The 25777-nt window shown below is 73.1% G+C and carries 21 protein-coding genes and 1 riboswitch; of the genes, 8 read left to right on the forward strand and 13 right to left on the reverse strand.

Annotation, left to right across the window (positions count from 1 at the left end; all coding sequences use genetic code 11):
- Positions 1-237: 237 nt before the first annotated feature.
- On the forward strand, positions 238-1479 hold the full coding sequence (locus tag AQJ30_RS34700; protein ID WP_067241811.1) for an MFS transporter: 1242 nt from the start codon (positions 238-240) through the stop codon (positions 1477-1479).
- Positions 1439-2758 carry a D-arabinono-1,4-lactone oxidase gene (locus tag AQJ30_RS34705; protein ID WP_067241813.1) on the forward strand — a complete coding sequence of 440 codons (1320 nt, stop codon included), beginning with the start codon at positions 1439-1441 and terminating at the stop codon, positions 2756-2758. The genes AQJ30_RS34700 and AQJ30_RS34705 overlap by 41 nt, the downstream gene beginning before the upstream one ends.
- Here AQJ30_RS34705 and AQJ30_RS34710 read toward each other — a convergent pair.
- A complete protein-coding gene (locus tag AQJ30_RS34710; RefSeq protein ID WP_067241815.1) occupies positions 2682-3545 on the reverse strand; it encodes a hypothetical protein in 864 nt (287 codons plus the stop codon). The genes AQJ30_RS34705 and AQJ30_RS34710 overlap by 77 nt on opposite strands.
- Before the next feature lie 518 nt (positions 3546-4063).
- Between AQJ30_RS34710 and sepH the strand changes: the two genes are divergently transcribed.
- Positions 4064-5098 carry a septation protein SepH gene (gene sepH, locus AQJ30_RS34715; RefSeq protein ID WP_067241816.1) on the forward strand — a complete coding sequence of 345 codons (1035 nt, stop codon included), beginning with the start codon at positions 4064-4066 and terminating at the stop codon, positions 5096-5098.
- 70 nt (positions 5099-5168) lie between these two features.
- Here the strand turns inward: sepH and AQJ30_RS34720 are convergent, their stop codons facing one another.
- Positions 5169-6020, reverse strand: coding sequence for a sulfurtransferase (locus AQJ30_RS34720; RefSeq protein WP_067241818.1), 852 nt, complete (start codon positions 6018-6020; stop codon positions 5169-5171).
- 296 nt (positions 6021-6316) lie between these two features.
- Between AQJ30_RS34720 and AQJ30_RS34725 the strand changes: the two genes are divergently transcribed.
- Positions 6317-7120, forward strand: coding sequence for a VOC family protein (locus AQJ30_RS34725; protein ID WP_067241820.1), 804 nt, complete (start codon positions 6317-6319; stop codon positions 7118-7120).
- 95 nt (positions 7121-7215) lie between these two features.
- On the forward strand, positions 7216-8049 hold the full coding sequence (locus AQJ30_RS34730) for an SAM-dependent methyltransferase (RefSeq protein WP_067241822.1): 834 nt from the start codon (positions 7216-7218) through the stop codon (positions 8047-8049).
- 13 nt (positions 8050-8062) lie between these two features.
- Here AQJ30_RS34730 and AQJ30_RS34735 read toward each other — a convergent pair whose 3' ends face one another.
- The 4 genes from AQJ30_RS34735 to AQJ30_RS34750 all read right to left on the reverse strand — a co-directional run bounded on the left by AQJ30_RS34735 (position 8063) and on the right by AQJ30_RS34750 (position 13517).
- The gene (locus tag AQJ30_RS34735; protein WP_067241824.1) at positions 8063-8710 is read right to left on the reverse strand and encodes a thymidine kinase; all 648 of its coding nucleotides are present in this window, start codon (positions 8708-8710) and stop codon (positions 8063-8065) included.
- A 61-nt stretch (positions 8711-8771) separates the two neighbouring features.
- On the reverse strand, positions 8772-9965 hold the full coding sequence (locus AQJ30_RS34740; protein ID WP_067241825.1) for an alkaline phosphatase family protein: 1194 nt from the start codon (positions 9963-9965) through the stop codon (positions 8772-8774).
- Positions 9965-10561 carry a DUF5998 family protein gene (locus tag AQJ30_RS34745; RefSeq protein ID WP_211279163.1) on the reverse strand — a complete coding sequence of 199 codons (597 nt, stop codon included), beginning with the start codon at positions 10559-10561 and terminating at the stop codon, positions 9965-9967. The genes AQJ30_RS34740 and AQJ30_RS34745 overlap by 1 nt, the downstream gene beginning before the upstream one ends.
- Positions 10562-10604: 43 nt before the next feature.
- On the reverse strand, positions 10605-13517 hold the full coding sequence (locus AQJ30_RS34750) for a bifunctional acetate--CoA ligase family protein/GNAT family N-acetyltransferase (RefSeq protein ID WP_067241829.1): 2913 nt from the start codon (positions 13515-13517) through the stop codon (positions 10605-10607).
- Positions 13518-13696: 179 nt separating this feature from the next.
- Here AQJ30_RS34750 and AQJ30_RS34755 point away from each other — a divergent pair, with 179 nt between their 5' ends.
- On the forward strand, positions 13697-13978 hold the full coding sequence (locus AQJ30_RS34755) for an HPr family phosphocarrier protein (RefSeq protein ID WP_029382363.1): 282 nt from the start codon (positions 13697-13699) through the stop codon (positions 13976-13978).
- 285 nt (positions 13979-14263) lie between these two features.
- Here AQJ30_RS34755 and AQJ30_RS34760 read toward each other — a convergent pair whose 3' ends face one another.
- The 4 genes from AQJ30_RS34760 to AQJ30_RS34775 all read right to left on the reverse strand — a co-directional run bounded on the left by AQJ30_RS34760 (position 14264) and on the right by AQJ30_RS34775 (position 19080).
- The gene (locus AQJ30_RS34760; RefSeq protein ID WP_067241830.1) at positions 14264-14959 is read right to left on the reverse strand and encodes a GntR family transcriptional regulator; all 696 of its coding nucleotides are present in this window, start codon (positions 14957-14959) and stop codon (positions 14264-14266) included.
- A 187-nt stretch (positions 14960-15146) separates the two neighbouring features.
- Complete coding sequence (locus AQJ30_RS34765; protein ID WP_067241832.1) at positions 15147-15899, reverse strand: M23 family metallopeptidase; 753 nt, start codon at positions 15897-15899, stop codon at positions 15147-15149.
- Between the two features lie 13 nt (positions 15900-15912).
- Positions 15913-16076: riboswitch (cyclic di-AMP (ydaO/yuaA leader) on the reverse strand.
- Between the two features lie 227 nt (positions 16077-16303).
- The gene (locus tag AQJ30_RS34770; RefSeq protein WP_067241833.1) at positions 16304-17692 is read right to left on the reverse strand and encodes a M16 family metallopeptidase; all 1389 of its coding nucleotides are present in this window, start codon (positions 17690-17692) and stop codon (positions 16304-16306) included.
- Complete coding sequence (locus AQJ30_RS34775; RefSeq protein WP_067241835.1) at positions 17689-19080, reverse strand: M16 family metallopeptidase; 1392 nt, start codon at positions 19078-19080, stop codon at positions 17689-17691. Before AQJ30_RS34775 ends, AQJ30_RS34770 begins: the two co-directional genes overlap by 4 nt.
- Before the next feature lie 332 nt (positions 19081-19412).
- Here AQJ30_RS34775 and AQJ30_RS34780 point away from each other — a divergent pair, with 332 nt between their 5' ends.
- Complete coding sequence (locus AQJ30_RS34780; RefSeq protein WP_067241837.1) at positions 19413-21869, forward strand: DNA gyrase/topoisomerase IV subunit A; 2457 nt, start codon at positions 19413-19415, stop codon at positions 21867-21869.
- Here the strand turns inward: AQJ30_RS34780 and AQJ30_RS34785 are convergent.
- Positions 21866-23110 carry a CobW family GTP-binding protein gene (locus AQJ30_RS34785; protein ID WP_067241839.1) on the reverse strand — a complete coding sequence of 415 codons (1245 nt, stop codon included), beginning with the start codon at positions 23108-23110 and terminating at the stop codon, positions 21866-21868. The two genes, AQJ30_RS34780 and AQJ30_RS34785, sit on opposite strands and share 4 nt — an antisense overlap.
- Before the next feature lie 320 nt (positions 23111-23430).
- Between AQJ30_RS34785 and AQJ30_RS34790 the strand changes: the two genes are divergently transcribed.
- Entirely contained in the window at positions 23431-23937 is a 507-nt protein-coding gene (locus AQJ30_RS34790; RefSeq protein WP_067241841.1) for a DUF6082 family protein, read from the forward strand.
- A 37-nt stretch (positions 23938-23974) separates the two neighbouring features.
- Here the strand turns inward: AQJ30_RS34790 and AQJ30_RS34795 are convergent, their stop codons facing one another.
- Together AQJ30_RS34795 and AQJ30_RS34800 are read right to left on the reverse strand one after the other, a co-directional pair.
- Positions 23975-24211, reverse strand: coding sequence for a hypothetical protein (locus tag AQJ30_RS34795; protein ID WP_067241843.1), 237 nt, complete (start codon positions 24209-24211; stop codon positions 23975-23977).
- Positions 24212-24606: 395 nt separating this feature from the next.
- Positions 24607-25770, reverse strand: coding sequence for a citrate synthase/methylcitrate synthase (locus AQJ30_RS34800; RefSeq protein WP_067241846.1), 1164 nt, complete (start codon positions 25768-25770; stop codon positions 24607-24609).
- Positions 25771-25777: the final 7 nt, after the last annotated feature.

Consider the following 25777-nt stretch of genomic DNA (forward strand, 5'->3'; position numbering starts at 1 on the left):
CAGCAGGAGCAGGGCGTCGTACGGGGTGGCATCGAGCACGTCTGGCATGGGTCGATCCTGCCACCAGCCGCTGACACCGGGAAAACGGCGGGGCGGCCGACGGAGTTCCCGGCCCCCTCCCGGGTGGTGCATGAGGGTGCCCTCACTCGTAAGCTGTATCGACTGCATTCGCACCTTACGAGCTCACCGCGCACCCCGCCGTCCCCGCGCGCGTGACCGCACCGACCGGAGCCGCCCGTGCCCAGCCCCTACCGCGCCCTGTTCGCCGCCCCCGGCTCCAGGAGCTTCTCGGCTGCCGGGTTCATCGGCCGGATGCCGCTGTCGATGATGGGCATCGGCGTGGTCACGATGGTCTCGCAGCTCACCGGGCGCTACGGACTCGCGGGGGCGCTGTCGGCGACCATCGCGCTCTCGGCGGCGCTGATCGGGCCGCAGATCTCGCGCCTGGTCGACCAGCACGGGCAGCGCCGGGTGCTGCGCCCGGCGACCCTGGTGGCGCTCGCGGCGGCGGCCGGGCTGCTGCTCGCCGCGCACTTCGACTGGCCGGAGGCGGTGCTGTTCGTGTGTGCGGCCGGCATCGGCTCGGTGCCGAGCCTCGGCGCGATGATCCGGGCGCGCTGGGCGGCGGTGTACCGGGGCACGCCCCAGCTGCACACGGCGTACTCGTTCGAGTCCGTGGTGGACGAGGTGTGCTTCATCTTCGGGCCGATCATCTCCATCGGCCTGTCGACGGCGTGGTTCCCGGAGGCGGGCCCGCTGCTGGCGGCGGGCTTCCTGGCGGCCGGTGTCTTCTGGCTGACCGCCCAGCGCGCCACCGAGCCGGAGCCGCACCCGCGCGGGCGCGACGGCCGCGGTGGCACGGCGCTGCGCTCCCCCGGCCTGCAGGTGCTGGTCGCCACCTTCGTGGCCACCGGTGCGATCTTCGGCGCGGTCGACGTGGTGACCGTCGCCTTCGCCGACGAGCGGGGCCACAAGAGCGCCGCGAGCGTCGTGCTCGCCCTGTACGCGGCGGGCTCCTGCGTGGCCGGGCTGGTCTTCGGACTGCTGCACGTGAAGGGGGCGCCGGAACGCCGCTGGCTCCTGGGCGTGCTCCTGATGTCCGTGAGTATGATCCCCCTCCTACTGGTCGGAAACTTGCCGTTTCTGGCCGTGGCGCTCTTCGTCGCGGGCCTGTTCATCGCTCCCACGATGATCACGACCATGTCCCTGATCGAGGAGCACGTACCACGCGCACAACTGACCGAGGGCATGACCTGGGTGAGCACGGGGCTCGCGGTCGGTGTGGCGCTGGGTTCGTCGGCGGCCGGCTGGGTCATCGACGCGGCCGGCGCCCGGGCCGGGTACGGGGTCCCGGCGGTGTCCGGGGCCGTCGCGGCCCTGGTCGGTTTCCTGGGGTTCCGCCGGCTCAGCAGGCCGGCTCCGGGTCGGGGAGGCACCGTTGAGCAGCACGACGAGCGGCAGGAACGGAACGTGGCGTAACTGGGGCGGCAACGTCGTCGCCCGGCCCGCGCGGGAGGTCACGCCCGCCTCCGTGGACGAACTGGCCGCGGAGGTCCGCCGGGCGGCCGAGGACGGCCTGACGGTCAAGGCCGTCGGCACGGGGCACTCCTTCACGGCGATAGCCGCCACGGACGGAGTGTTGATCCGCCCTCAACTGTTGACGGGCATCCGCGACATCGACCGTGACGCCATGACCGTCACGGTCGAGGCCGGGACGCCGCTCAAGCGACTCAACGTGGCCCTCGCGCGCGAGGGCCTGTCGCTGACCAACATGGGCGACATCATGGAGCAGACGGTCTCCGGCGCCACCAGCACGGGCACGCACGGCACGGGCCGCGAGTCCGGCTCCATCGCCGCCCAGATCCGGGGCCTGGAGCTGGTGACCGCCGACGGCTCGGTGCTCACCTGCTCCGAGAAGGAGAACCCGGACGTCTTCGCCGCCGCCCGGATCGGGCTCGGCGCGCTCGGCGTGGTCACCGCCCTCACCTTCGCCGTGGAGCCGGTCTTCCTGCTCTCCGCGCGCGAGGAGCCGATGCCGTTCGACAAGGTGCTCGCCGACTTCGACGAACTGTGGGCCGAGAACGAGCACTTCGAGTTCTACTGGTTCCCGCACACCGGCAACACCAACACCAAGCGCAACAACCGCAGCGCGGGCCCCCGGAAGCCGGTGCCGCAGCTCGCGGGCTGGTTCGAGGACGAGTTCCTCTCCAACGGCGTGTTCCAGGCGGCCCAGTGGGTCGGCCAGGCGGTGCCCGCGACCATCCCGGCGATCGCCCGGATCTCCAGCAAGGCGCTCTCCGCGCGCACCTACACCGACATCCCGTACAAGGTCTTCACCTCCCCGCGCCGGGTGCGCTTCGTGGAGATGGAGTACGCCGTTCCGCGCGAGGCGGTGACCGGGGCGCTGCGCGAGCTGAAGGCCATGGTCGAGCGATCCGGGCTGCGCGTCAGCTTCCCGGTCGAGGTGCGCACGGCGCCGGCCGACGACATCACCCTGTCCACCGCGTCCGGCCGGGACAGCGCGTACATCGCCGTCCACATGATGCGGGGGACGGCCTACCAGCGGTACTTCACCGACGCCGAGCGGATCTTCACCGCCCACGAGGGCCGGCCGCACTGGGGCAAGGTGCACACGCGCGACGCGGCGTACTTCGCCTCGGTCTACCCGCGCTTCGGGGAGTTCACGGCGCTTCGGGACCGGCTGGACCCGGACCGGCTGTTCCAGAACGACTACCTGCGGAGGGTGCTGGGCCAGTAGGGGCGGTGCCGGCCCCGTCGGAGGCGCCGGGTGCCGGGGTCTGCGAGGCGTCCGACCCGGTGTCCCCCGTGGCACCCGGCGTGGGGGTGGGGCTGGGGGTCGCGCCGGACGGCGTGCCGCTGTCCGTGGCCGTACCGCCCTCGTCCGTCGGGGTGCCGGAGGACGGACCGGCCGAGGGGGTCGGGTCGCCGTCGGCGGACGGTGTCGCGGCGGGCGGCGTCGGGGAGGGGTCGCCCCCGGAGCCGGACCGGGAGGTGCCGCCGGTGACCGCGTCGCTGACGGTGGTGCCCCGGCCGCCGCTGAAGCTGTCGCCCGACACCAGTTCGTACGCGGTGATCCCGGCCATGGTGACGCCGAACACCAGTGCGGCCGCGACGACCGGGCGCTTCCAGCTCCGGGTCCGCGCGCGGTAGACCGTGCCCGCCGAGTACTCCCCCGGCGCCCGGGGTCCGCGGGGCCCGCCGGGTGCCGAACGCGCCCTCGGTGCCGAGGTCTCGCGCGGCCGGGCGGCGACGGTCGCCCCACGGAGCTGCTCACCGGTCCGGCTGAAGAAGTGCTGGAAGACCGTGCCGCCGCAGGTGGCGACGATGCTGACGACACCGGCGCCCAGGATCGTGCCGTAGACCCCGAAGTACGAGGCGAGCTTGGCGGCGATCACGGCCGCCACGGCGCTGCCGGCCACCTGGGGGACGCTCAGGTCGAGGCGTTTCCCCGGCGGCGCCGCCACTTCCTCGGCGCTCTCCCCTCCTGGGGTCGACGTGTCGACGGCATCGGGCCTTTCGCGCATTCCGGAACCTTGCCTGCCTTTCCCGTACGTGATCCACGATCCACATGATCCACACGTTGACCGGCCAATCACCCTTGATCGGCCAACTGCACAAGAAGGGGACGTACGAGCGAAATCGATGGTTCCGATTCCGGGGATTCCGTGAAGTACGCCACGTGAACGATCACGACGGCCGCGTGACGGTCGGCCAAGTCGCACGCCTTGCCAGAAGTTGGGCGGCGCGCCAATCCACGCACGTGGCCCAAATGGAGTACTGTTGCGAGCCCTGGGTCCGGACTCCCGCCAGGGGTGTCCGGGGCCTTGCTGGACCGCCGGGAGGGGGCTTGTTGCTCAGGGTGAGCGAGTTGGTCACTCAGCGTGGCGAACAGGTAACCGTGCCATAACGGCGATCCGGGGTCCGAGCCCGACACGCCGGGCAACTCGGCAAGGTTGTGGCAGGCTGCACCCGGGCAGGCCACACTCGACTAGCGGAAGCAGCGACGCACGTGACGTCGGCAGGCACCACCCGGGAGGTCCCCATGCCCGAACTGCGTGTCGTGGCCGTCTCGAATGACGGCACACGGCTGGTGCTGAAGGCTGCGGACAGCACGGAGTACACGCTTCCGATCGACGAACGGCTCCGCGCCGCCGTGCGCGGCGACCGTCCCCGCCTCGGCCAGATCGAGATCGAGGTGGAGAGCCATCTCCGCCCCCGTGACATCCAGGCGCGCATACGTGCCGGCGCGACCGCGGAAGAGGTCGCCCAGATGGCCGGCATCCCCGTCGACCGCGTGCGCCGCTTCGAGGGGCCCGTGCTCGCCGAGCGCGCTTTCATGGCCGAGCGGGCCCGCAAGACGCCCGTCCGCCGCCCCGGTGAGAACGCCGCGGGACCCCAGCTCGGCGAGGCCGTCCAGGAGCGTCTGCTGCTGCGCGGCGCCGAGAAGGACACCGTGCAGTGGGACTCCTGGCGCCGCGACGACGGCACCTGGGAGGTCATGCTGGCCTACCAGGTGGCGGGCGAACCCCACTCGGCGAGCTGGACGTACGACCCGCCCCGGCGGCTCGTCCAGGCCGTCGACGAGGAGGCGCGCTCGCTGATCGGCGAGTCCGACGACCTCGCCGCGCCGGAGCCCAGCTTCCCGTTCGTCCCGCGCATCGCGCGCCTGCCGCGCGACCGCGGGATGGACCGCGCCCTCGACCGGCCGAGCTTGCCCGCGCAGGCCTCCGAGTCGGCCGAGGAGAGCACCGAGCGCGAACGGGACTCGCTGACCAGCCTCTTGGAGGCGGTGCCGAGCTTCCGCGGCGACCTGGTCGTCCCGGAGCGCCCCTCGGACGAGCCCGACGACGAGCCCGTGCCGGAGCCGGCCGCCGAGGAGCCCCCGGCGCCGGCCGCGTCCGCCGGCTCCGCCTACGCGGACGTCCTCATGCCGCGCTCGGTCGGCAGCCACCGCGACCGCCTGGTCGGCGCGACGGACCGTCAGGCCGAGGCGGACGGCGTCCGCCCGGGCCGCCGCGCGGCGGTCCCGAGCTGGGACGAGATCGTCTTCGGGACGCGCCGCAAGAAGCAGGAGTAGAGGCAGAGCAGGACAGGGCCAGGACACAGCGGTGAGGGCCGCGCCGGGAACGGTGCGGCCCTCAACCGTGTCACTGCGGGTCCGGTCCCACGGCCACCGGACGCGACGGGTCCGACGACCACTCCGACCAGGAACCGACGTACAGCGCCGCCTGGATGCCCGCCACCGCCAGCGCCAGCACCTCGTGCGCCCCCGACACGCCCGAGCCGCAGTACACGCCGACCTCGGTGCCGTCGGTGGCGCCCAGCGCCTTGAAGCGCGCGCCGAGCTCCTCGGCGGGCAGGAACCGGCCGTCCGGGCCGACGTTGTCGTTGGTGGGCGCGGAGACGGCGCCCGGGATGTGCCCGCCGACCCGGTCGATGGGCTCGACGTCGCCGCGGTACCGCTCACCCGCGCGCGCGTCGAACAGGACTCCGGAGCGGGCCAGCGCCGCGGCCCCGTCCGCGTCGAGCAGGCCTGCGGCCGCGGGAACGGGTGCGAAGTCGCCTTCGGCCGGCGAGGGGACGTCCGTGGAGAGCGGTCCCTCCCACGCCGTCAACCCGCCGTCGAGCACACTCACGTCCGGGTGACCCGTCCAGCGCAGCAGCCACCACGCGCGTGCCGCCGCCCAGCCCTGCCCGCCGTCGTACACGACGACCGGCCGCGCCGCCGACACGCCCGCCCGGCGCATCGCGGCGCCGAACTCCGCCAGGTCCGGCAGCGGATGGCGCCCCGCGGCACCAGCGGTGCCGGCCAACTCCCGGTCCAGGTCGACGAAGACGGCGCCCGGGAGGTGTCCGGCCAGGTATTCGGCGCGGCCGTCGAAGGGCGGCTCCCCGGCCGCCTTCGCCACGCTGAGCTGCCAGCGGACGTCGAGCAGCACCGGCGGGGTCCCGCCGGCCAGGGCGCTCGCGAGTTCGGATGCGGAGATGATGGCGTTCATGGGCCCATCCTCGCGCACGGGGTGGCCCCGCCGTCGATGTCCGGCTACTCTGCTCCGCCGGGCAGGCCCGGTCACGTGGCGTACGGGACCGGGCACGTGCCGTACAGCCGATCGACAGGCATCGGCCACCGCACCGAAACGGACGGGACACCGCACATCGGGCATCCTCCGGTCGCGGGCCACCGTGCGACGGCGCGCCCCGTGGCGCGCGGTACCACCGGTGGTGCGACCATCTGCGCGACGGCCGGAGGGCGGAAGCGACGCGGCCACCACGAGGGGCCGAGAAGAGAGTGACGATGACCGGGGCACGTGGGTCGGCCGGACACAACGGCGAAGCGCACGCTCGGTACGCGCCCGGCACACCCTGCTGGGTGAGTTTGATGGCGCACGGGTTGACGGCCACGCAGGAGTTCTACGGAGCCGTGTTCGGCTGGGAGTTCGTGCCCGGACCACCGCAACTGGGCCCGTACGCGCGGGCCCTGCTCGACGGCCGTGAGGTGGCCGGCATCGGCCAGCTCTCGCCGGACCGGCACCTGCCGGTCGCCTGGACGCCCTACCTCGCCTCGGACGACGTCGACGCCACCGCCGAGACGGTGCGGCTGTGCGGCGGCACCATCGGCGTGGGCCCCCTGGAGGCCGCCGACTTCGGCCGCCTCGCCATCGGCTCCGACCCCTCCGGCGCGGTGTTCGGCATCTGGCAGGGGGCCGCCCACCTCGGCACCGGCATCACGGGTGTGCACGGCACGCCCGCGTGGAACGAGCTGGTGACCATCGAGACGGCCGGCGTCGTCAAGTTCTACGAGACGGTGTTCGGTTACGAGCGCCGGGCCCCGGACCCCGCCGACCCGGACCACGTGACCCTCTGCCTCGACGGCCGCCCGGTCGCCGGCCTGCACGGCGTCGGTACCGCACTGCCCCGGGACCGGGGGCCGCACTGGATGACGTACTTCCAGGTCACGGACGTCGAGGCGGCCCTGTCCCTCGTCACCGAGCTGGGCGGGCGGGTGCTCACCGCGCCCCACGACGGCGCCCACGGGCGCGTGGCGACGGTCTCCGACCCCGAGGGGGCCGAGCTCGCCCTCGTGGAGGGGCCGCGCTGAGGGCCACCGCCGCGGGGCCCGCACGGGACGTCTTCGGGGATCCCTCCGCCCTCCGCGCCCAAAACCATGGTCAGGGAGGGCGTTTGCGGGAAAGAATGACGCCCATGACCGAAGGCCTCTCCATCGACCCCACCAAGCCGAGCATCGCGCGCGTCTACGACTACCTGCTCGGCGGCAAGGACAACTACGCGGTCGACCGGGAGGTGGGAGACGTGTTCAAGCGTGACCTGCCCGGTTCGGTTGCGATCGCGTTCGCCAACCGCGCGGCGCTGACCCGGGCGGTCCGGGAGATCGCTACGACCACCGGCGTACGGCAGTTCGTCGACCTGGGGAGCGGCCTGCCGACCGCCGACAACGTGCACGAGGTGGCGCAGCGGCACGCGCCGGGGTCGCGGGTCATATACGTCGACACCGACCCGCAGGTGCTGGTGCACGGCCGCGCGCTGCTGGAGAGGAACGAGCACACGCGCGTGGTCGCGGCGGACGTGCGCGAACCCGAGGCGATACGCCACCACCCGGACACCGTCGAGCTCATCGACTTCGAGCGGCCCGTCGCCGTGATGTTCAGCGCCATCCTGCACCACGTGAACGACGAGGAGGACCCGGCCGGCATCGTCCGCTACTGGAAGGACCAGGTGCCGTCGGGGAGTTACTTCTTCGTCAGCCACTTCCGGTCCGGCAACAACGCCGAGACGGCGGAGGCAGAGACGGTCCTGCAGCAGACGTTCGGCCGGGGCCGGTGGCGCACCGACGAGGAGATCCTGGCCCTGCTGGACGGCCTGGAGATACTCGAACCGGGCGTCGTCCCGGCGTCCCTGTGGCACCCCGACGAGGTGACCGAGGCCGACGGTCCGTGGCGCGGTCAGGCGCCTCGGGAGCTGACCGTCTGGGAGCACCTCATCGCCGCGACGCTGGCGCGCAAGCCGTAGGCGCCGCCGCTCGTCAGGCCTGGGTGACCGGCAGCACGTCGGGCGACAGGGCCGCCGCGCGGGCCGTCGCCGCCGTCATGCGGCGGCGGTGGTGGCGTCGGCACAGCACCTCGTAGCCCACGGTGGCCGACTGGTCGACGTCGCCGACGACGACCTGCGCGCCCTCGACGACCATGACACCGCCCACCGTACGGGCGTTGTGGGTGGCGCGGGCGCCGCACCAGCACAATGCCTCCACTTGGAGGACCTCCACCCGGTCGGCGAGTTCGACGAGGCGCTGGGAGCCGGGGAACAGCTTCGAGCGGAAGTCGGTCGTGATGCCGAACGCGTAGACGTCGATGCCCAGGTCGTCGACCACGCGCGCGAGCTGGTCGATCTGCTCCTCCGCCAGGAACTGCGCCTCGTCGGCGATCACGTAGTCCGCGCGGCCGCCCTGCGACAGGTGCTCGACGAGGTACGCGTACAGGTCCCGTCCGTCCTCGACCTCGACCGCGTCGGTGACCAGGCCGAGCCGCGAGGACAGCTTCCCCTGGCCGGCGCGGTCGTCCCGGGTGAAGATCATGCCGACCAGGCCGCGCGAGGAGCGGTTGTGCTCTATCTGGAGCGCCAGGGTGGACTTCCCGCAGTCCATGGTTCCGGAGAAGAACACCAGCTCGGGCATGGGGAGTCGAGCACCTTTCGGCATGGGGGGAGCAACGGGGCGTGGACGGGGGCGGGAGGCGTCAGGTTCGTACTTCGAGCAGCGGGACGAACTGCTCGGCAGGAGTGAGCGAGCCGTGGTTGCCGACCATGGCGGACTCCTTCGGCTCGCGCTCCGAGGCGATCAGGAGCACGTCGTCGTACGCGGCGGCGACCACGTCACCGATGCGCGCGTACACCCGGTCGTCGACGCGCGGCCCGAACCAGCCCGCCTCGATCGCCTCGTCCCGCGAGGCCACCCAGAACTGCTCCCCCAGCACCTCGCGCCAGCAGGTCAGCACGTCGTTCGCGGCGCCCGGCACCGCGTAGACGTGGCGGGCGCGGCCCTCGCCGCCGAGCAGGGCCACGCCGGCGCGCAGCTCCCAGTCCTCGTCGAAGTCGATGCGGTGTTCCTCGTCGAACGGGATGTCGACCATCCCGTGGTCGGCGGTGACGTACAGCGCGCTGCGCGGCGGGAGTTGCTCGGCGAGGCGCTGCGCCAACCGGTCGACGTACATGAGCTGGCCGCGCCAGGTGTCGGAGGCGACGCCGTAGCGGTGGCCGGCGCCGTCCAGCTCGGCGTAGTACGTGTAGACCAGCGCGCGGTCGGCGGCGGCGAGTTGCCCGGCGGCGAAGTCCACGCGCTCCTCGCCGGTGAGGCGTCCGTGGAAGGTGCCGCCGCTGAGCGCGACCTTGGTCAGCGGGGTGTTCTGGAAGGTCGGCGAGGACACCTGGGCGGCGTGCACGCCCGCGTCGTGGGCGAGCTGGAAGACCGTCGGGTACGGCTGCCAGGCGCCCGGTGCGGTCCACGGCTGCCAGCGCAGCTGGTTCATCAGCTCGCCGGTCTGCGGGTTGCGCACCGTGTAGCCGGGCAGGCCGTGGGCGCCGGGCGGCAGGCCGGTGCCGACGGAGGCGAGGGAGGTCGCGGTGGTCGCCGGGTAGCCGGCGGTGATCGGGCGACCGGTGCCGCCGCGGGAGGCGGGCAGCAGCGAGGTGAGGAACGGCGCCTCGTCCGGGTGGGCCCTCAGCTGCTCCCAGCCGAGGCCGTCGACCAGGAACACGCAGTTGCGGTCGGCCGGGGACAGTTCCTCGATGGTGGCCGTCAGGCCGGGCACGCCCGCGCCCGCGGCGAGCGTGGGCAGCAGGTCGGCGAGGGAGCCGCTGCCGTACTGCGGAGCGGGGGCGGAGCCGACGGCCAGCGGCTCGGCGTGCTGGTCCCAGGGCGCGGACTGGGTCATCAGCGGGTGAGGTCCGCGGTCGCCTCGGAGAGCGACTGGGCGAAGGCGAGCGCCTGGCGCACCGTCTCGGGCCCGTCGCCCGCCTCGCTCACGCGCAGGCTGAGGTCGTCGGCCGTCGAGTTGCCCGTGTAGCCGTGGTCGGCGTCGCAGTTGGGGTCGCCGCAGGCGGCCGGCTCCAGGTCGATGCGGGAGACCGCGCCCCAGCCGATGGTCAGCACGACCTCGCGCGGGAGGGTGCCCGGCGTGTACGACTCGGGGTTGGCGACCACCCGGCTGACCACCACCGAGGAGATCCGGCCGATCTTCACCGACTCCGTGGAGGTCGTGGCGTACGGCGTCGGGGAGGTGTCGTCGGCGGCCTGCTCGTCGGTGTGGCTGACGATGAAGCGGTGGGCGGTGAGGACCAGTACGGTCACGTGGCGGCGGACCTCGTTCTGGTCGAACGTGGTCTCCTGGTGGACCAGGTACGACCGGATGGGCTCGCCGCCCACGGCGGCCTCCACCGCCTCGGCCACGAGGGCCGGGTAGTAGCCGCTGCGCTCGATCGCCGCACGCAGCCCCTGGGTCGTCGTACTGGTCTTGGCCATGTGCTCCATCCTACGGGGACCCACTGACTGCGAGGGACGCCCGCGCGTCGTCTCAGTACACGGGGAGTGTCCGCGGGCCCAGGTCGTCGCGGGCGGGCGGCGGGGCCAGGCGGACGGACGCGTCGAGCACGCTCAGGCCGTGCGGGGCGACGACGACCGGCTCCAGGGTCACCGCGACGACCTCCGGGTGGTCGTCGACCAGCCGGGACAGCCGCAGCAGCAGGTCCTCCAGGGCCGGGGTGTCCACGGGCGTGGACCCGCGCCAGCCGAACAGCAGCGGTGCCGTGCGGATCGACCGCACCAGCGAGGTGGCGTCGCGGTCGGTGACCGGCACCAGGCGGTGCGCCATGTCGTCGAGCAGCTGGGAGGCGGCCCCGGCGAGCCCGAAGGACAGCACCGCTCCGGCCGCCGGGTCGATCACGGCCCGTACGACCGTGTCGACCCCGCGCGGCGCCATGCCCTGGACGACCGGCCGCAGCTCCTCGGGCTTGCCGAACAGCCCGGTCAACTCGGCGTACGCCCGGCGCAGTTGTTCCTCGTCCGCGAGGTCGAGCCGGACGCCGCCGAGGTCGGCGCGGTGCCGCAGGTGCGGGGCGGTGGCCTTCAGGGCGACGGGGTAGCCGAGGTCGCGGGCGGCGCGGGCGGCGTCGTCCGGGGTGGGCGCGGGCAGGGCACGGCGGACCCGGATGCCGTAGCGGCCGAGGAGTTCGCAGGCGTCGTCGGGGCCGAGGGTGAGGCCCTGTCCGCGGGCGAGCAGGCCGTCGATCAGGCGGGCGGCGCCCTTCTCGTCGATGTCCTCGTACTCGGGCACCCTGCCGGGGTCGGCGGCGTCGCGGCGCCACTGCCCGTAGCGGACGGCCTCGGCGAGGGCGCGCACCGCGCGTTCGGCGGCGGGGTAGGCGGGGATGAGGCGGGAGTCCTCGGGGGCGGGGGGCTGGGGGGTGGGGGTCTGTGGGGCGGGGGCCGCTGCCGCGCCGCTCGGCCCGGTGGTGGTGGCCGTGGCCGGCGTCGGTACGGCGGCCGGTTCCGCGGGCGGCCCCGTGGTCGTGTCGGGCGCGCGCGTGGTGCCGCGGGCGGGGGGCGCGGAGCCGGTGGCCTGGGGCGCGGTGCTGGTCGCTGCGGACAGGGCCTCGGCCAGGCCGCCCAGCTCGACGTGGACGACGAGCACCGGCTTGGTGGGCACCGCGGCCGCGGCGGACCGCAGGGCCTCGGCCAGCTCGGCGTCCCCGGGGGAGGACTCGCCGATCGCCGGGATCGCCGTCACCACCACCGCGTCGCAGGTGTCGTCGGCCAGGGCGCGCGAGAGGGCCGCGTGGAAGTCGTCGGCGGAGGCCTGGGTGGTGAGGTCGCGCGGGGGCTGGGGGCGCAGCCCGGCGGACACGCAGGCGTCGTACGTGAGGACGCCGAGCGACTCGGAGTTGCCCAGGATGGCCACCTTGGGCCCGCGGGGCAGCGGCTGGCGGGCGAGCAGCAGGCCGGTGTCGACGAGTTCGGTGATGGTGTCGACGCGGATGACGCCGGCCTGCCGCAGCAGCGCGGAGACGGTGGTGTGCGGCAGGCGCGTGGCGCGCACGGCGTGGCCCTGCGGTGCCGATCCGGCGCCCTGTACGACGACCAGCGGCTTGGCGACCGCCGTGCGCCGCGAGAGGCGGGTGAACTTGCGGGGGTTGCCGATGGACTCGAGGTACATCAGGACGACGTCGGTGTCCGGGTCGTCGTACCAGTACTGCAGGACGTCGTTGCCGGAGACGTCCGCGCGGTTGCCGGCGGAGACGAATGTCGACACGCCGGTCACGCCGGTGACGCCGCCGCCGCGCCGGTGCAGCCGGGACAGCAGGGCGGTGCCGATCGCGCCGGACTGGGTGAACAGGCCGATCCGGCCGGCCCGGGGCAGCTCGGGTGCGAGGGAGGCGTTGAGGAGCACCTCCGGAGAGGTGTTGATGACGCCGAAGGAGTTCGGGCCGATGATCCGCATGCCGTACGCGCGTGCCTGGCGGACGAGCGCGCGCTGGCGTTCGCGCCCCTCGGGGCCGCTCTCGGCGTACCCGGCGGAGACCACGACGAGTCCCTGCACGCCGTGGGCGCCGCACTCGGTGACGGCCTCGGGCACGTGCTCGGCGGGGACGGCGACGACGGCGAGGTCGACCGGGCCGTCGATGTCCCGCACGGACCGGTGGGCGGGCACGCCGTCGAGTTCCCGGAGGTCGTCGGGGAACGCCTTGTTGACCGCGTGCAGGCGTCCGGTGAAGCCGGACGCGCGGATGTTGTGCAGCAGGCCGCGGCCGACGCCGCCGGGGGTGCGGCCGGTGCCGATGACGGCGACCGAGCCGGGTGCCAGCAGCCGCCGGACCGAGCGGGCCTCGGCACGCTGTTCCCGCGCGCGCTGCACGGCGAGGGAGCGCTCGGTGGGCTCCAGGTCGAACTCCAGGCGGACGACGCCGTCCTCGAAGCTGCGCTTCTGGGTGTAGCCGGCGTCGGTGAACACCTTGATCATCTTGGTGTTGGCGGGCAGCACCTCGGCGGCGAAGCGGCGGATGCCGCGCTCCCGCGCGACGGCGGCGATGTGTTCGAGCAGGGCGGAGGCGACGCCCCGGCCCTGGTGGGCGTCCTGCACGAGGAAGGCGACCTCGGCCTCGTCGGCGGGCGCGGAGGCGGCCATGCCGTCGGCGCCGATCCGGTCGTAGCGTACGGTGGCGATGAACTCGCCGCCGACCGTGGCGGCGAGTCCCACCCGGTCCACGAAGTCGTGGTGCGTGAAGCGGTGGACGTCCTTGGCGGACAGGCGCGGGTAGGGCGCGAAGAAGCGGTAGTACTTCGACTCGTCCGACACCTGCTCGTAGAAGCTGACCAGGCGCTCGGCGTCGTCGACGGTGATCGGGCGGATGCGCGCGGTGCCGCCGTCGCGCAGCACCACGTCGGCTTCCCAGTGGGCGGGGTACTCCGGCCGGTCCGAGGCGCTCTGCATGGGGCCCAGCGTACGGCTAGCGTCCGACAACGGCGCGAGGCAGTCTGTGGAGGACGCAGCCCGGGTCGAGGCCGCGGCCCGGCGCCCCCTCCGGAGGGGATCGCAGGACCCTCGAGGGCACGCGTCACGATGTGGAACACTGGTCTAGACAACCCTGAGACACTGAAGGGCAGCATCACATGGCTGAGCGCCGCGTCAACGTCGGCTGGGCCGAGGGCCTCCACGCCCGCCCCGCTTCCATCTTCGTCCGGGCCGCCACGGCCACAGGCGTCCCCGTGACGATCGCCAAGGCCGACGGCAACCCCGTCAACGCGGCCTCCATGCTGGCCGTGCTGGGCCTGGGCGCCCAGGGCGGCGAGGAGATCGTGCTCGCCTCCGACGCCGAGGGCGCGGACGCCGCCCTCGACCGGCTGGCGAAGCTGGTCGCCGAGGGGCTCGAGGAGCTTCCCGAGACCGTCTGAGCACCGGGCCGTCACTCCCCGCGCGGGAGGACGCCCACCGCCGTACGCCGAGCCGCGCCGCCCGCACCGGGCGGCGCGGCTTCGTCGTCCCCCCGGATGCCGTCCGACCGTTTTCGGAGCCGTTCTCGGACCGTGCCACGATCCCGCCCGGGAAATGCTCGGGCGCCCGGAATTCCGCGCGCGGGCACACGGAAGGAGCGCCGTCGCGAATTCACGACGGACGCACAAAAAGACAGCCCGAAAACCCGGCCGTCGAATAACTCTTCTTTGTATACGGCGCTCGTGTTAATGCCGCTGGCCCGAGATGTTTACGGGATGTTGCGAAGTCCTCACACGGTCCTGGCGGTCCCCGCCGCCGGAGAAGCGCAGCCGGTGCGCGCTCGTGGAGCGCTCGGTGTGCAGCGCCGTGACCGCCCGCGCGCGCTCGCCGTCGCCGCGCGCCACCGCGTCGACGATCGCCCCGTGCTCCGCCCAGGTGTCCGCCGGGCTCGCGGGGGCCTCCACGGAGTACATCCAGGCGATCTTGTGGCGCAGCTGGGTGAGCGTGGACGTCAGGGCGTGGCTGCCGGAGGCCTGGGCGAGCGTCTCGTGGAACCAGCCGCCCAGGGACCGCAGGTCGTCGCTGCTGCCCCGCCGGGCCCGCTCCTGGCCGAGCCGCACCAGGCCGCGCAGCACCTTGAGGTGTGCCTCGGTGCGACGCTGGGCGGCCCGGGAGGCGCCGAGCGGCTCGAGGAGCAGGCGCATCTCCAGCAGGTCGGCGGCCTCCTGCTCGGTCGGCTCGGCGACGCACGCGCCCGCGTGCCGCCGCGTGACCACGAAACCCTCGGCCTCCAGGGTGCGCAGGGCCTCCCGGACGGGGACCCGCGAGACGCCGTAACGGCGGGCGAGGAGTTCCTCGGTCAGCCGGCCTCCGCGCTCGTAGACACCCGCGACGATGTCGTCGCGGATGGCCGTGCACACCGAGTGCGCGGGAATGCGCATGACCGACCTCCGCATTAATCCCCGTGAAACGTCGATGACGACGTGTGCTCAGCGACTCTAATGCAAACGGCCGGAATTTCCGACGCCGGTCCGGAATCCAGGGATATTTTTTGGACAACGGGCCGTGAGAAACGCGAAAGCCCCGGCTCGGGGAGCCGGGGCCGCGGGTGTCCGTCGCCGGGTGGCGTCAGACGTTCACGCCGTGCTTGCGCAGGTACGCGATCGGGTCGATGTCCGAGCCGTACTCGGCCGTGGTGCGCGCCTCGAAGTGCAGGTGCGGGCCGGTCGCGTTGCCGGTCGCGCCCGAGAGGCCGAGCTGCTGGCCGGGGACGACCGTCTGGCCGACGGAGACGGCCAGCGACGACAGGTGCCCGTACTGGGTGTACACGCCGTCGCTCATGCGGATCACGACCTGGTTGCCGTAGGCGCCGCCCCAGCCGGCCGCGACGACCGTGCCGTGGCCGACCGCGTGCACGGTGGTGCCGCTCGCGGCGTGGAAGTCGATGCCGGTGTGGGTGCCGGAGGACCACAGGGAGCCGCCGGTGCGGTACCCGGTGGACACGTAGGAGTGCGCGATCGGCGTCACGAACGTGTTGAGCCGCTTGCGCTCGGCCTCGCGGGCGGCGCGGGCCCGGGCCTCGCGCTCCAGCTTCGCCTTCTTCACGGCCCTCTCGCGCGCGGCCTCCGCGGCGGCCTTCTCCGCGGCCGCCTGCTTCTGCGCGGCGGCCTGGTCGTCGACCTGCTGGGCGACCGAGTCGTTCACGGTGAGGACGGGGATGAGGCCGGTCTGCTCGACGGTGGGCTCGGCGGCCAGGGCCGGGGAGGCCACGGTGGCGAGGACGCCGGTGGTGGTGAGCGCCGCGACGCCCGCCGCACGGGCGGTGGTGCGCTGGAGACGGCCGGGACGACGGTGCTTACCCGTGGCGCAGCTGAACGCCATGTAGTGGTGCTGTCCTTTCCTTCCCTCTCGCCTACCGGGTTAGCTGACGGGTTCGGAGCAGGAAGGTCTCCTACGGGCCCCCCTCGCGACACGCGCGGGCGCCCGATTCACCCCAGGGACTGATGGGTCCCCGGCTCCCCTGGCTCGCGCCGTACGGGGACTCGGCGATGACTGTCCGGTGCCGCGGGTGCGGCGCACTGCCTGACGGACAGCCCGGACGAACTTAGAGTGGGCCGCCTTCGATTCCCAAACGGAACCGGGCTTTTGTAGCGCATCCCACAGGGCAGAGCGGCAACCACTCGCCCAATTCGGACACGCAGGGGCCCTGGTGACGCTTCCGTCGCCCAGGGCCCCTGTACCGCACGCGGTGTTGACGCGCCGTACGCGCGGCGTGCCGACCCGGCCTACTCGGCCGCGACCACCGTCACCTCGCCGATGCCCAGCGCCTCGACGGGCTCCTTGATCGTGGCGGCGTCGCCGACGAGCACCGTCACCAGGCGGTCCACCGGGAAGGCGTTGACCACGGCCGCGGTGGCCTCGACGGTGCCGGTGGCGGCGAGCTGCTGGTAGAGCGTGGCCTGGAAGTCGTCGGGCAGGTGCTGCTCGACCTGGTCGGCCAGCGTGCCGGCGACCGCCGCGGCGGTCTCGTACTTCAGCGGCGCCACCCCGACGAGGTTCTGCACGGCGACGTCGCGCTCGGCGTCGGTCAGGCCCTCCTCGGCGAGCGTGCGCAGCACCTTCCACAGGTCGTCCAGCGCGGGACCGGTGTTGGGCGTGTCGACGGAACCGCTGATGGCGAGCATCGAGGCGCCCGACCCGTCCGGCGCGGAGCGCAGCACCTGGCCGAACGCGCGCACGCCGTACGTGTAGCCCTTCTCCTCGCGCAGGACGCGGTCCAGGCGGGAGGTGAGGGTGCCGCCGAGGCAGTACGTGCCGAGCACCTGCGCGGGCCACACCCGGTCGTGCCGGTCGGGACCGATGCGGCCGATGAGCAGCTGCGTCTGGACGGCGCCGGGCCGGTCCACGATCACCACGCGCCCGGTGTCGTCGGCGGTCACCGGCGGCACGGGACGCGGCTGCGCGGCGGAGCCGGTCCAGGCGCCCAGGGTGTCGCCGAGCAGCGCGGTCAGGTCCACGCCGGTGAGGTCGCCGACGACGACGGCGGTGGCCGTGGCCGGGCGGACGTGCCGCTCGTAGAAGGCGCGCACGGCCGCGGCGTCGATCGCCTCGACCGTCTCCGCGGTGCCCTGGCGCGGGCGCGACATGCGGGCCGTCGCCGGGAACAGCTGCCGGGAGAGCTCCTTGGCGGCCCGGCGCGAGGGGTTGGCCAGCTCGTGCGGGATCTCGTCGAGGCGGTTGCGCACCAGGCGCTCGACCTCGCCGTCGGCGAACGCGGGCGCGCGCAGCGCGTCGGCGACCAGCCCGAGCCCCTTGGACAGGCGCGAGACGGGCACTTCGAGGCTCAGCCGGACGCCGGGGTGGTCAGCGTGCGCGTCGAGGGTGGCGCCGCAGCGCTCCAGCTCGGCGGCGAACTCCTCGGCGGAGTGCTTGTCGGTGCCCTCGGAGAAGGCCCGCGCCATGATCGTGGCGACGCCGTCCAGGCCGGCCGGCTCGGCGTCCAGGGGCGCGTCGAGCAGGACCTCGACGGCCACGAGGCGCTGGCCGGGGCGGTGGCAGTGCAGCACCGTCAGACCGTTGTCGAGCGTGGCGCGCTCGGGCGCGGGGAACGCCCACGGCTTGGCCTCGCCCGCGCTCGGCCGGGGGTGGAACTCCATCGTGGCGAGCTCGGTCACTTGGCCGCCTCCTCGTTGTCGTCGGCTTCCACGGTGGCCGCGGACTCCGGGTCTTCGGTGCCCTCGACGTCCTCGACGTGCTCCGGGGCGAGCGGTTCGTAGACCAGCACCGCGCGGTTGTCGGGGCGCAGTCGCGCCTGGGCGATCTCGCGCACCTCCTCGGGCGTCACCTCCAGCACCCGCTGGACGGCCGTCAGGGCGAGCTGCGGGTCACCGAACAGGACCGCGAAGCGGCACAGTTCGTCGGCGCGGCCCGCGACCGTGCCGAGCCGGTCCAGCCACTCGCGCTCCAACTGCGCCTGGGCGCGCTCCATCTCCTCGGCCGTGGGGCCCTCCTCGGCGAACCGGGCGAGCTCCTCGTCGATGGCCGCCTCGATGACGGGCACCTCGACGTCGCCGGACGTCTTCACGTCCAGCCAGCCCAGGGAGGGCGCACCGGCCAGCCGCAGCAGGCCGAAGCCGGCCGCGACGGCCGTACGGTCGCGGCGCACCAGGCGGTTGTACAGGCGGGAGGACTCGCCGCCGCCGAGGACGGTCAGGGCGAGGTCGGCGGCGTCGCACGCGCGCGTGCCGTCCTGGGGCAGGCGGTAGGCGGCCATGAGGGCGCGCGCCGGGACCTCCTCCTCGACGACCTCGCGCAGCTGCTCGCCGATGACGTCGGGCAGCGAGCCGTCGCGCGGGGCGGGCTTGCCGTCGTGCGCGGCGATGGAGCCGAAGTACTTCTCGACCCAGGCGAGCGTCTGCTCGGGGTCGATGTCGCCGACCACGGACAGCACGGCGTTGTTCGGCGCGTAGTAGGTGCGGAAGAACGCGCGCGCGTCCTCCAGCGTCGCCGCGTCCAGGTCAGCCATGGAGCCGATCGGCGTGTGGTGGTACGGGTGGCCCTCGGGGTAGACCAGCGCGGTCAGCTTCTCGAACGCCGTGCCGTACGGGACGTTGTCGTAGCGCTGGCGGCGCTCGTTCTTGACGACGTCGCGCTGGTTCTCCATCGACTCGTCGTCCAGGGCGGCCAGCAGCGAGCCCATGCGGTCGGCCTCCAGCCAGAGGGCGAGCTCCAGCTGGTGGGCCGGCATGGTCTCGAAGTAGTTGGTGCGCTCGAAGCTCGTGGTGCCGTTGAGCGAGCCGCCCGCGCCCTGCACCAGCTCGAAGTGGCCGTTGCCCTTGACCTGGGCGGAGCCCTGGAACATCAGGTGCTCGAAGAGGTGAGCCAGGCCGGTACGGCCCTTGACTTCGTGGCGCGAGCCGACGTCGTACCAGAGGCACACCGCGGCGACCGGGGTCAGGTGGTCCTCGGAAAGCACCACGCGCAGGCCGTTGGCCAGGCGGTGCTCGGTCGCTGTCAGGCCCCCGGAGCCTGCCTGGGCTGTGGCCGTGTGACCCATGGGCATGTACGTCCCTTCGATCGCGGACGCGGTCGTCGAACCGCGCTGTTCCTGCCGGTCCTGTCACTGTATGCAAGCGTGCCGACGGTCGGCGAAGTCCCCGCCGCACGTACGCCCACAGCGGATCGCGTAGCCTGCGGTCAGCCGCGGGGAGGGACGTCCACGGGCCGGCCGGTCCGCCGGGACCGGGTCCTCGCCCGCGTTGTCAGTGCCGCGGTCCACAATGGACCGCACAGATCGCGTCACACGCTACAGATCCCGTCACACGCTTCAGCGAGAGCGAGCCGGAGGGGCGCCCCCGTCGGCGAGCTACCAGGAACCAGGAGGAGCCGGCAGCGATGGCCCGCCGCAGCACGAAGACCCCGCCGCCCGACGACGCGTTCGAGGAGAGGATCCTCGACATCGACGTGGTCGACGAGATGCAGGGCTCCTTCCTCGAGTACGCGTACTCGGTCATCTACTCCCGCGCCCTGCCGGACGCCCGCGACGGACTCAAGCCCGTGCACCGCCGCATCGTCTACCAGATGAACGAGATGGGCCTGCGGCCCGACCGCGGGTACGTCAAGTGCGCGCGCGTGGTCGGCGAGGTGATGGGCAAGCTCCACCCGCACGGCGACGCGTCGATCTACGACGCCCTGGTGCGCATGGCGCAGCCCTTCTCCATGCGGGTGCCGCTGGTCGACGGCCACGGCAACTTCGGCTCGCTGGGCAACGACGACCCGCCCGCCGCCATGCGGTACACCGAGTGCCGGATGGCCGCGGCGACGGGCCTGATGACCGAGTCCATCGACGAGGACACGGTCGACTTCCAGCCCAACTACGACGGGCAGGAGCAGGAGCCGGTCGCGCTCCCGGCCGCCTTCCCGAACCTGCTGGTCAACGGCGCCTCCGGCATCGCGGTCGGCATGGCGACGAACATGCCGCCGCACAACCTGGGCGAGGTGATCGCCGCCGCCCGGCACCTGATCCGCCACCCGGGCGCGGACCTCGACGCCCTGATGCGGCACATCCCGGGCCCCGACCTGCCCACGGGCGGCCGGATCGTCGGGCTGGACGGCATCCGCGACGCCTACGAGACGGGCCGCGGCACGTTCAAGATCCGCGCCACGGTGTCGGTGGACACCGTCACCGCCCGCCGCAAGGGCCTGGTGGTCACCGAGCTGCCCTTCACCGTGGGCCCCGAGAAGGTCATCGCCAAGATCAAGGACCTGGTGGGCTCGAAGAAGCTCCAGGGCATCGCCGACGTCAAGGACCTCACCGACCGCGAGCACGGCCTGCGCCTGGTCATCGAGATCAAGAACGGCTTCGTGCCGGAGGCGGTCCTGGAGCAGCTGTACAAGCTGACGCCCATGGAGGAGTCCTTCGGCATCAACAACGTGGCGCTGGTGGACGGCCAGCCGCTCACGCTCGGCCTGAAGGAGCTGCTGGAGGTCTACCTCGACCACCGCTTCAACGTGGTGCGCCGACGCAGCGAGTTCCGCCGCGGCAAGCGCCGCGACCGGCTGCACCTGGTGGAGGGCCTGCTCACCGCCCTCGTCGACATCGACGAGGTCATCCGGCTGATCCGCTCCAGCGACAACAGCGCGCAGGCCAAGGAGCGCCTGATGGAGCGCTTCTCGCTGAGCGAGGTCCAGACGCAGTACATCCTCGACACCCCGCTGCGCCGCCTCACCCGGTACGACCGCATCGAGCTGGAGGCGGAGAAGGACCGGCTCACCGAGGAGATCGCCGAGCTGACCCGGATCCTCGACTCGGACGCGGAGCTGCGCAAGCTGGTCTCGGCCGAACTGGCCGCGGTGGCCAAGAAGTTCGCCACCGAGCGGCGCACGGTGCTGCTGGAGTCGGCCGGCAGCACGGCCGCGGCCGTACCGCTCCAGGTCGCCGACGACCCGTGCCGGGTGCTGCTGTCCTCCACCGGCCTGCTGGCGCGCACGGCCAACGACGAGCCGTTCGCGGCCGACGAGGACGCCCGGCGCACCAAGCACGACGTGATCGTCTCGGCCGTGCCGGCCACCGCGCGCGGGGAGATCGGCGCGGTCACCTCGGCGGGCCGGCTGCTGCGCATCAACGTCGTCGACCTGCCGCAGCTGCCGGACACGGCCACCGTGCCGAACCTCTCGGGCGGCGCCCCGCTGGCCGAGTTCGTCACCCTGGAGGACGACGAGACGGTGGTCTGCCTGACCACGCTCGACGAGTCCTCCCCCGGGCTGGCGCTCGGCACGGAGCAGGGCGTGGTCAAGCGGGTGGTGCCCGACTACCCGACCAACAGGGGCGAGCTGGAGGTCATCACCCTCAAGGAGGGCGACCGGATCGTCGGCGCGGTCGAGCTGCGCACCGGCGAGGAGGACCTGGTCTTCATCACCGACGATGCGCAGTTGCTGCGCTACCAGGCCTCGCAGGTCCGCCCGCAGGGCCGCCCGGCGGGCGGCATGACGGGCATCAAGCTCGCCGAGGGCGCCAAGGTCATCTCGTTCACCGCGGTCGACCCGGCGGTGGACGCGGTGGTCTTCACGGTCGCCGGCTCGCGCGGCACGCTGGACGACTCCGTCCAGACGACGGCCAAGCTGACCCCGTTCGACCAGTTCCCGCGCAAGGGCCGGGCCACCGGTGGCGTGCGCTGCCAGCGGTTCCTGAAGGGCGAGGACTGTCTGTCCCTGGCCTGGGCGGGCGCCACACCGGCCAAGGCCGCGCAGAAGAACGGCACACCGGCCGAGCTGCCGGAGATGGACCCGCGCCGCGACGGCTCGGGTGTCTCCCTGCAGAAGACGGTGGCGGTGGTGGCCGGGCCGATCTAGGCGGTGGCCTGGGCGCCGCCGCCGGGGGCGTCCGCAGGGTCGGCGGGCCCGGTGGGCTCGATGGGTGCAGCGGGGTCGGTCGGCGTGGCTGGGCCGCTGGGCTCAGCGGGCTCGCCGGGCTCCTCCTCGGAGCCCTGGACGAAGCGCAGGACGCCCCACATGCCGTACTCGTCGGCGGTGCCCGGGGTGTCGTTCCGGCACGCCTCCAGCTCCTTGCCGAGGGCGGAGGTGTCGATGCCGGTGCCGATGAGGACGAGCTGGGTGAGACGGGACCCGGCTCGCTCCCCGTCACCGGCGGGAGCGTCCGCGGGGGCCACGGCGGCGGCCCACGGCTCGGGGTAGAAGCGCAGGAACCGGCCGACGGCGTGGACGCCGTACCGGTGGTCGGGGTCGTACGCGCCGAAGTCGACGTACCCCTTGATCCGGTACAGCCCCTCGGGCCGGCTGTCGAGGAACTGCATGAGCCGGCGGGGGGCGAGGGGCACGTCGGAGACGAACGACAGGCTGTCGTAGGCGCTGTGGAGGTGCCCGCCGTGGCCCCCGGCGTGACCTCCGGCCTGCTCGGCGGGGTCGGCGGGGTCGGTGTCCCCGGTGTGGAGGTCGTCGAAGGACAGCTGCCCGACGCGTTCCTCGTCGGGGCGGCAGTCGAAGAGGAACTCCGGGTCGATTCGGCCGTAGGTGGCGGGGACGACCGCGGCACGGTCGGCCAGCGAGCGGACGAGGTCCAGGACGCGCGTGCCGTCGGGCGCGCGGTCGAGCTTGTTCACGACGACCAGGTCGGCCAGGGCGAGGTGCCGGTCGATCTCGGGGTGCCGGACGCGGGTCTCGTCGAACTCGGCCGCGTCGACGACCTCGACGAGACCGCCGTAGACGATCCCGGGGTGTTCGCTGGCCAGCACCATCCGTACCAGTTCCTGCGGTTCGGCCAGGCCGCTGGCCTCGATGACGATGACGTCGATGCCGGCCGAGGGACGCGCGAGGCGTTCGAGGTAACCGTCCAGTTCGCTCGCGTCGACCGCGCAGCACAGGCACCCGTTGCCCAGGGAGACGGTGGAGTCGCCGAGGGCGCCGGCCACGGCCATCGCGTCGATCTCGATCGCGCCGAAGTCGTTGACGATCGCGCCGATCCGGCTGCCGCCGCTGCGGTGGAGCAGGTGGTTGAGCAGGGTCGTCTTGCCGGAGCCGAGGAATCCGGCGAGGACGACGACCGGGATCTGCGGTGTGCTGCGGCTGTGCGGCACGTACGACCTCTCTCACGCCTTGGCGCGCACCGGCTCACGGCGCGGGCGCGCGGTCGGAAACGGAATGCCGTCCCAGGATACGAGCGGGGCCGACGACCACGGAGTGAACGATTGTTAGCTGCGCGCGCGGGGCAGACGTTGGTCAAGGCGCCGGGGTGTGCGACCCTCGCTTCCTTCCGTGCGCCTCCTCTCCGCCTCCCCGCCGATCAGAGCCGCTCGGCACCCTGGGAGACGGCAAGCGCCGCCCACCGCTCGCCGGTCCCCGTCCGCCCACCCGCACCCCGACGACCGGCGGACGGCCGCCTGAACCGGGGGTTGACATGGCCACACAGAGTTCGGGAGTCCGGAAGATCGTCTCGGCCGCGAAAGGCACGCTCGCGGCCGTCTCGGGCTCCCTCAGCACACGCAGCACCCGCCACCGCAGGAGGGCCGTCCTCGCCCAACAGCACCGGCTGCACTTCGACCTGATCTGCAAGGCCATGGACGACCCCGCCCTGGCCGCGGTCCTCGACACCTACGAGACCGACGTGCCGCTGGAGAAGCAGCGGCAGTTCCTCTTCGCCAACGCCCTCTACATCAACGCCCTGTACTTCCACCGCATCGGGGCGATGACCCGCGCGGAGCTCTACGGGCACCTGCGGGTCATGTGCCAGAACGAGGTGTTCCGCGAGTACTGGGAGGCGACCCGGCACCACCGCAAGAGCCTGCCCGAGGCGTCCGAGGAGTACGCCCTCGGCCTGATGATGGACGACCTCATCCAGGAACTCCTCGACGCCGACACGGACGAGTGGTGGGTCGTCGGCGAGCCGCCCGAGCAGTCCGCGTGACCCCCGGGCGGCCCGGCCGTCGTGTGGCCGTCCGGGGTCAGACGTCGGGGATGTCGCGCTTGGCGCGTACGAGCGTGTCCCGGGAGATGACGACGATGCGCTCGTACTCGGCCCGTGCGGCGTCCGACGGGAGCTCCGGATCGAGTTCCGCGGTCGCTTCGCGCCCGATCACGGCGAAGTCACCGTTGCTGAGCTCGAAGATGTCGGGGCAGGTCTGCCCGGTGGCGCTGCCGCGCTCCCGGGGGGAGGCCCCGACACGTCGCACGATCTTCACAGAGGGATACCGCCTTGTGGTTCGAAAGAGGGACGGAGGCAGCCCGGACTCGGACGGCGTCGTGCCCGCTTCGGGTGTTCCACGGTGGGTTGTCCACGGGGTCCACGGGGTCCATGGCGGTTCGTCGCACTGCGCTCTCCGAGCGCAAGGGTGTTCGCCGGAGCGCCTGGAGAGGGCCAGGCGACAAGATACGCGAGTGACGGCTGTTACGGGTGCGTCATGGCGGCGGCGCGCGGTGTGGTGTGTTGGTTGTGTCGGTGGTGGGGTCGATCCGTGCGCTCCGGCGCGCCGGGTGGGCCGGGTGCGCCGGTTGGGCGGGGGTGAGTTGGGTGGGCCGGGTGGGCCGGGGGTCGGGCGGGCCGGGTGCTTCGCTCCAGGGGGCGGGGGCGGCACCGTCACGCCGTCGGTACCGGCACGGGCGCGTGCGGGCCGACGTACCGCGCGGCCGGTCGGATGATCTTCCTGTCCTCCGCCTGTTCCAGGACGTTGGCGCTCCAGCCGACCACGCGTGCCGCGGCGAACGTCGGGGTGAACATTGCGCGGGGAAGGCCGCAGAGTTCCATGACCACGCCCGCGTAGAACTCGACGTTGGTGTGCAGTTCCCGGCCCGGCTTCAGTTCGGCGAGGATCGCCTCCACCCTCCGCTCCACCTCGATCGCGAAGTCCACGCGCGGGCCGCCGAAGCGCCGGGCGATGTCGCGGAGCATCCGGGAACGGGGGTCCTCGGTGCGGTAGACGGCGTGCCCGAAGCCCATGATGCGCTCACCCGCGAGGACGCGTGCACGGATCCAGGGGTCGATGCGGCCCGGGGTGCCGATGGCGTCGAGGGTGTCCAGCGCGCGGCTCGGGGCACCGCCGTGCAGGGGCCCGGAGAGGGCGCCCAGTGCGCCGACGAGGCAGGCCGCCACGTCCGCTCCGGTGGAGGCGATGACCCGCGCGGTGAAGGTTGACGCGTTGAACCCGTGATCAATGGTGGAGATCAAGTATTGCTCGACCGCGCGCACCCTCACCGGGTCCGGCTCCGAACCGGTCAGCATGTACAGGTAGTTCGCCGCGTACGACAGGTCCTCACGGGGCTCCACGGGCTCGCGTCCCTGCCCGAGGCGGTACAGCGCGGTCAGCAGGGTCGGTACGGCGGCCGTCGCGACGACGGTGTCCTCCCGGCGCCGGTCCGCATCGATGTCGTACACCGGCCGGAACCCCTTGGCGGCGCCGAGCAGCGACAGCGCCGTGCCCAGTCCGGCGAGCGGGTTGCCGCCCGCACCGGCCGCCGCGATCGTCGGCAGCGCAGCGGCCACCTCGCCGGGAAGGCGACGCAGGCCTGCCGTGTGCGCGGTGAAGGCGGCGGAGCGGGCCGCGTCCGGCAGGTCGCCGTGGACCAGCAGGTGCCAGACGTCCTCGAAGGTGCGGCTGCGCGCCAGGTCGACGGCCGAGTACTGGCGGTAGTGGTAGAAGCCCTCGAGCCCGCGGACGTCGCCCACTTCGGTGTCGGTGACGACGACGCCGGCGAGGCCGCGGGGCACCTCGACGAGTGTGGCTGCGGAACTGTGGACGGACATGGTTTCT

It is taken from the genome of Streptomyces longwoodensis (genome assembly GCF_001514125.1).
Lineage (GTDB): Bacteria > Actinomycetota > Actinomycetes > Streptomycetales > Streptomycetaceae > Streptomyces > Streptomyces longwoodensis.

What these genes read in the sequence shown, in the direction of transcription:
- AQJ30_RS34710 (WP_067241815.1), bottom strand. Translation starts at nt 3,545, where the DNA reads ATGCGCGAAAGGCCCGATGCCGTCGACACGTCGACCCCAGGAGGGGAG.
- sepH (WP_067241816.1), top strand. Translation starts at nt 4,064, where the DNA reads ATGCCCGAACTGCGTGTCGTGGCCGTCTCGAATGACGGCACACGGCTG.
- AQJ30_RS34720 (WP_067241818.1), bottom strand. Translation starts at nt 6,020, where the DNA reads ATGAACGCCATCATCTCCGCATCCGAACTCGCGAGCGCCCTGGCCGGC.
- AQJ30_RS34725 (WP_067241820.1), top strand. Translation starts at nt 6,317, where the DNA reads ATGACCGGGGCACGTGGGTCGGCCGGACACAACGGCGAAGCGCACGCT.
- AQJ30_RS34730 (WP_067241822.1), top strand. Translation starts at nt 7,216, where the DNA reads ATGACGCCCATGACCGAAGGCCTCTCCATCGACCCCACCAAGCCGAGC.
- AQJ30_RS34735 (WP_067241824.1), bottom strand. Translation starts at nt 8,710, where the DNA reads ATGCCCGAGCTGGTGTTCTTCTCCGGAACCATGGACTGCGGGAAGTCC.
- AQJ30_RS34740 (WP_067241825.1), bottom strand. Translation starts at nt 9,965, where the DNA reads ATGACCCAGTCCGCGCCCTGGGACCAGCACGCCGAGCCGCTGGCCGTC.
- AQJ30_RS34745 (WP_211279163.1), bottom strand. Translation starts at nt 10,561, where the DNA reads ATGGAGCACATGGCCAAGACCAGTACGACGACCCAGGGGCTGCGTGCG.
- AQJ30_RS34750 (WP_067241829.1), bottom strand. Translation starts at nt 13,517, where the DNA reads ATGCAGAGCGCCTCGGACCGGCCGGAGTACCCCGCCCACTGGGAAGCC.
- AQJ30_RS34755 (WP_029382363.1), top strand. Translation starts at nt 13,697, where the DNA reads ATGGCTGAGCGCCGCGTCAACGTCGGCTGGGCCGAGGGCCTCCACGCC.
- AQJ30_RS34760 (WP_067241830.1), bottom strand. Translation starts at nt 14,959, where the DNA reads ATGCGCATTCCCGCGCACTCGGTGTGCACGGCCATCCGCGACGACATC.
- AQJ30_RS34765 (WP_067241832.1), bottom strand. Translation starts at nt 15,899, where the DNA reads ATGGCGTTCAGCTGCGCCACGGGTAAGCACCGTCGTCCCGGCCGTCTC.
- AQJ30_RS34775 (WP_067241835.1), bottom strand. Translation starts at nt 19,080, where the DNA reads ATGCCCATGGGTCACACGGCCACAGCCCAGGCAGGCTCCGGGGGCCTG.
- AQJ30_RS34780 (WP_067241837.1), top strand. Translation starts at nt 19,413, where the DNA reads ATGGCCCGCCGCAGCACGAAGACCCCGCCGCCCGACGACGCGTTCGAG.
- AQJ30_RS34790 (WP_067241841.1), top strand. Translation starts at nt 23,431, where the DNA reads ATGGCCACACAGAGTTCGGGAGTCCGGAAGATCGTCTCGGCCGCGAAA.
- AQJ30_RS34800 (WP_067241846.1), bottom strand. Translation starts at nt 25,770, where the DNA reads ATGTCCGTCCACAGTTCCGCAGCCACACTCGTCGAGGTGCCCCGCGGC.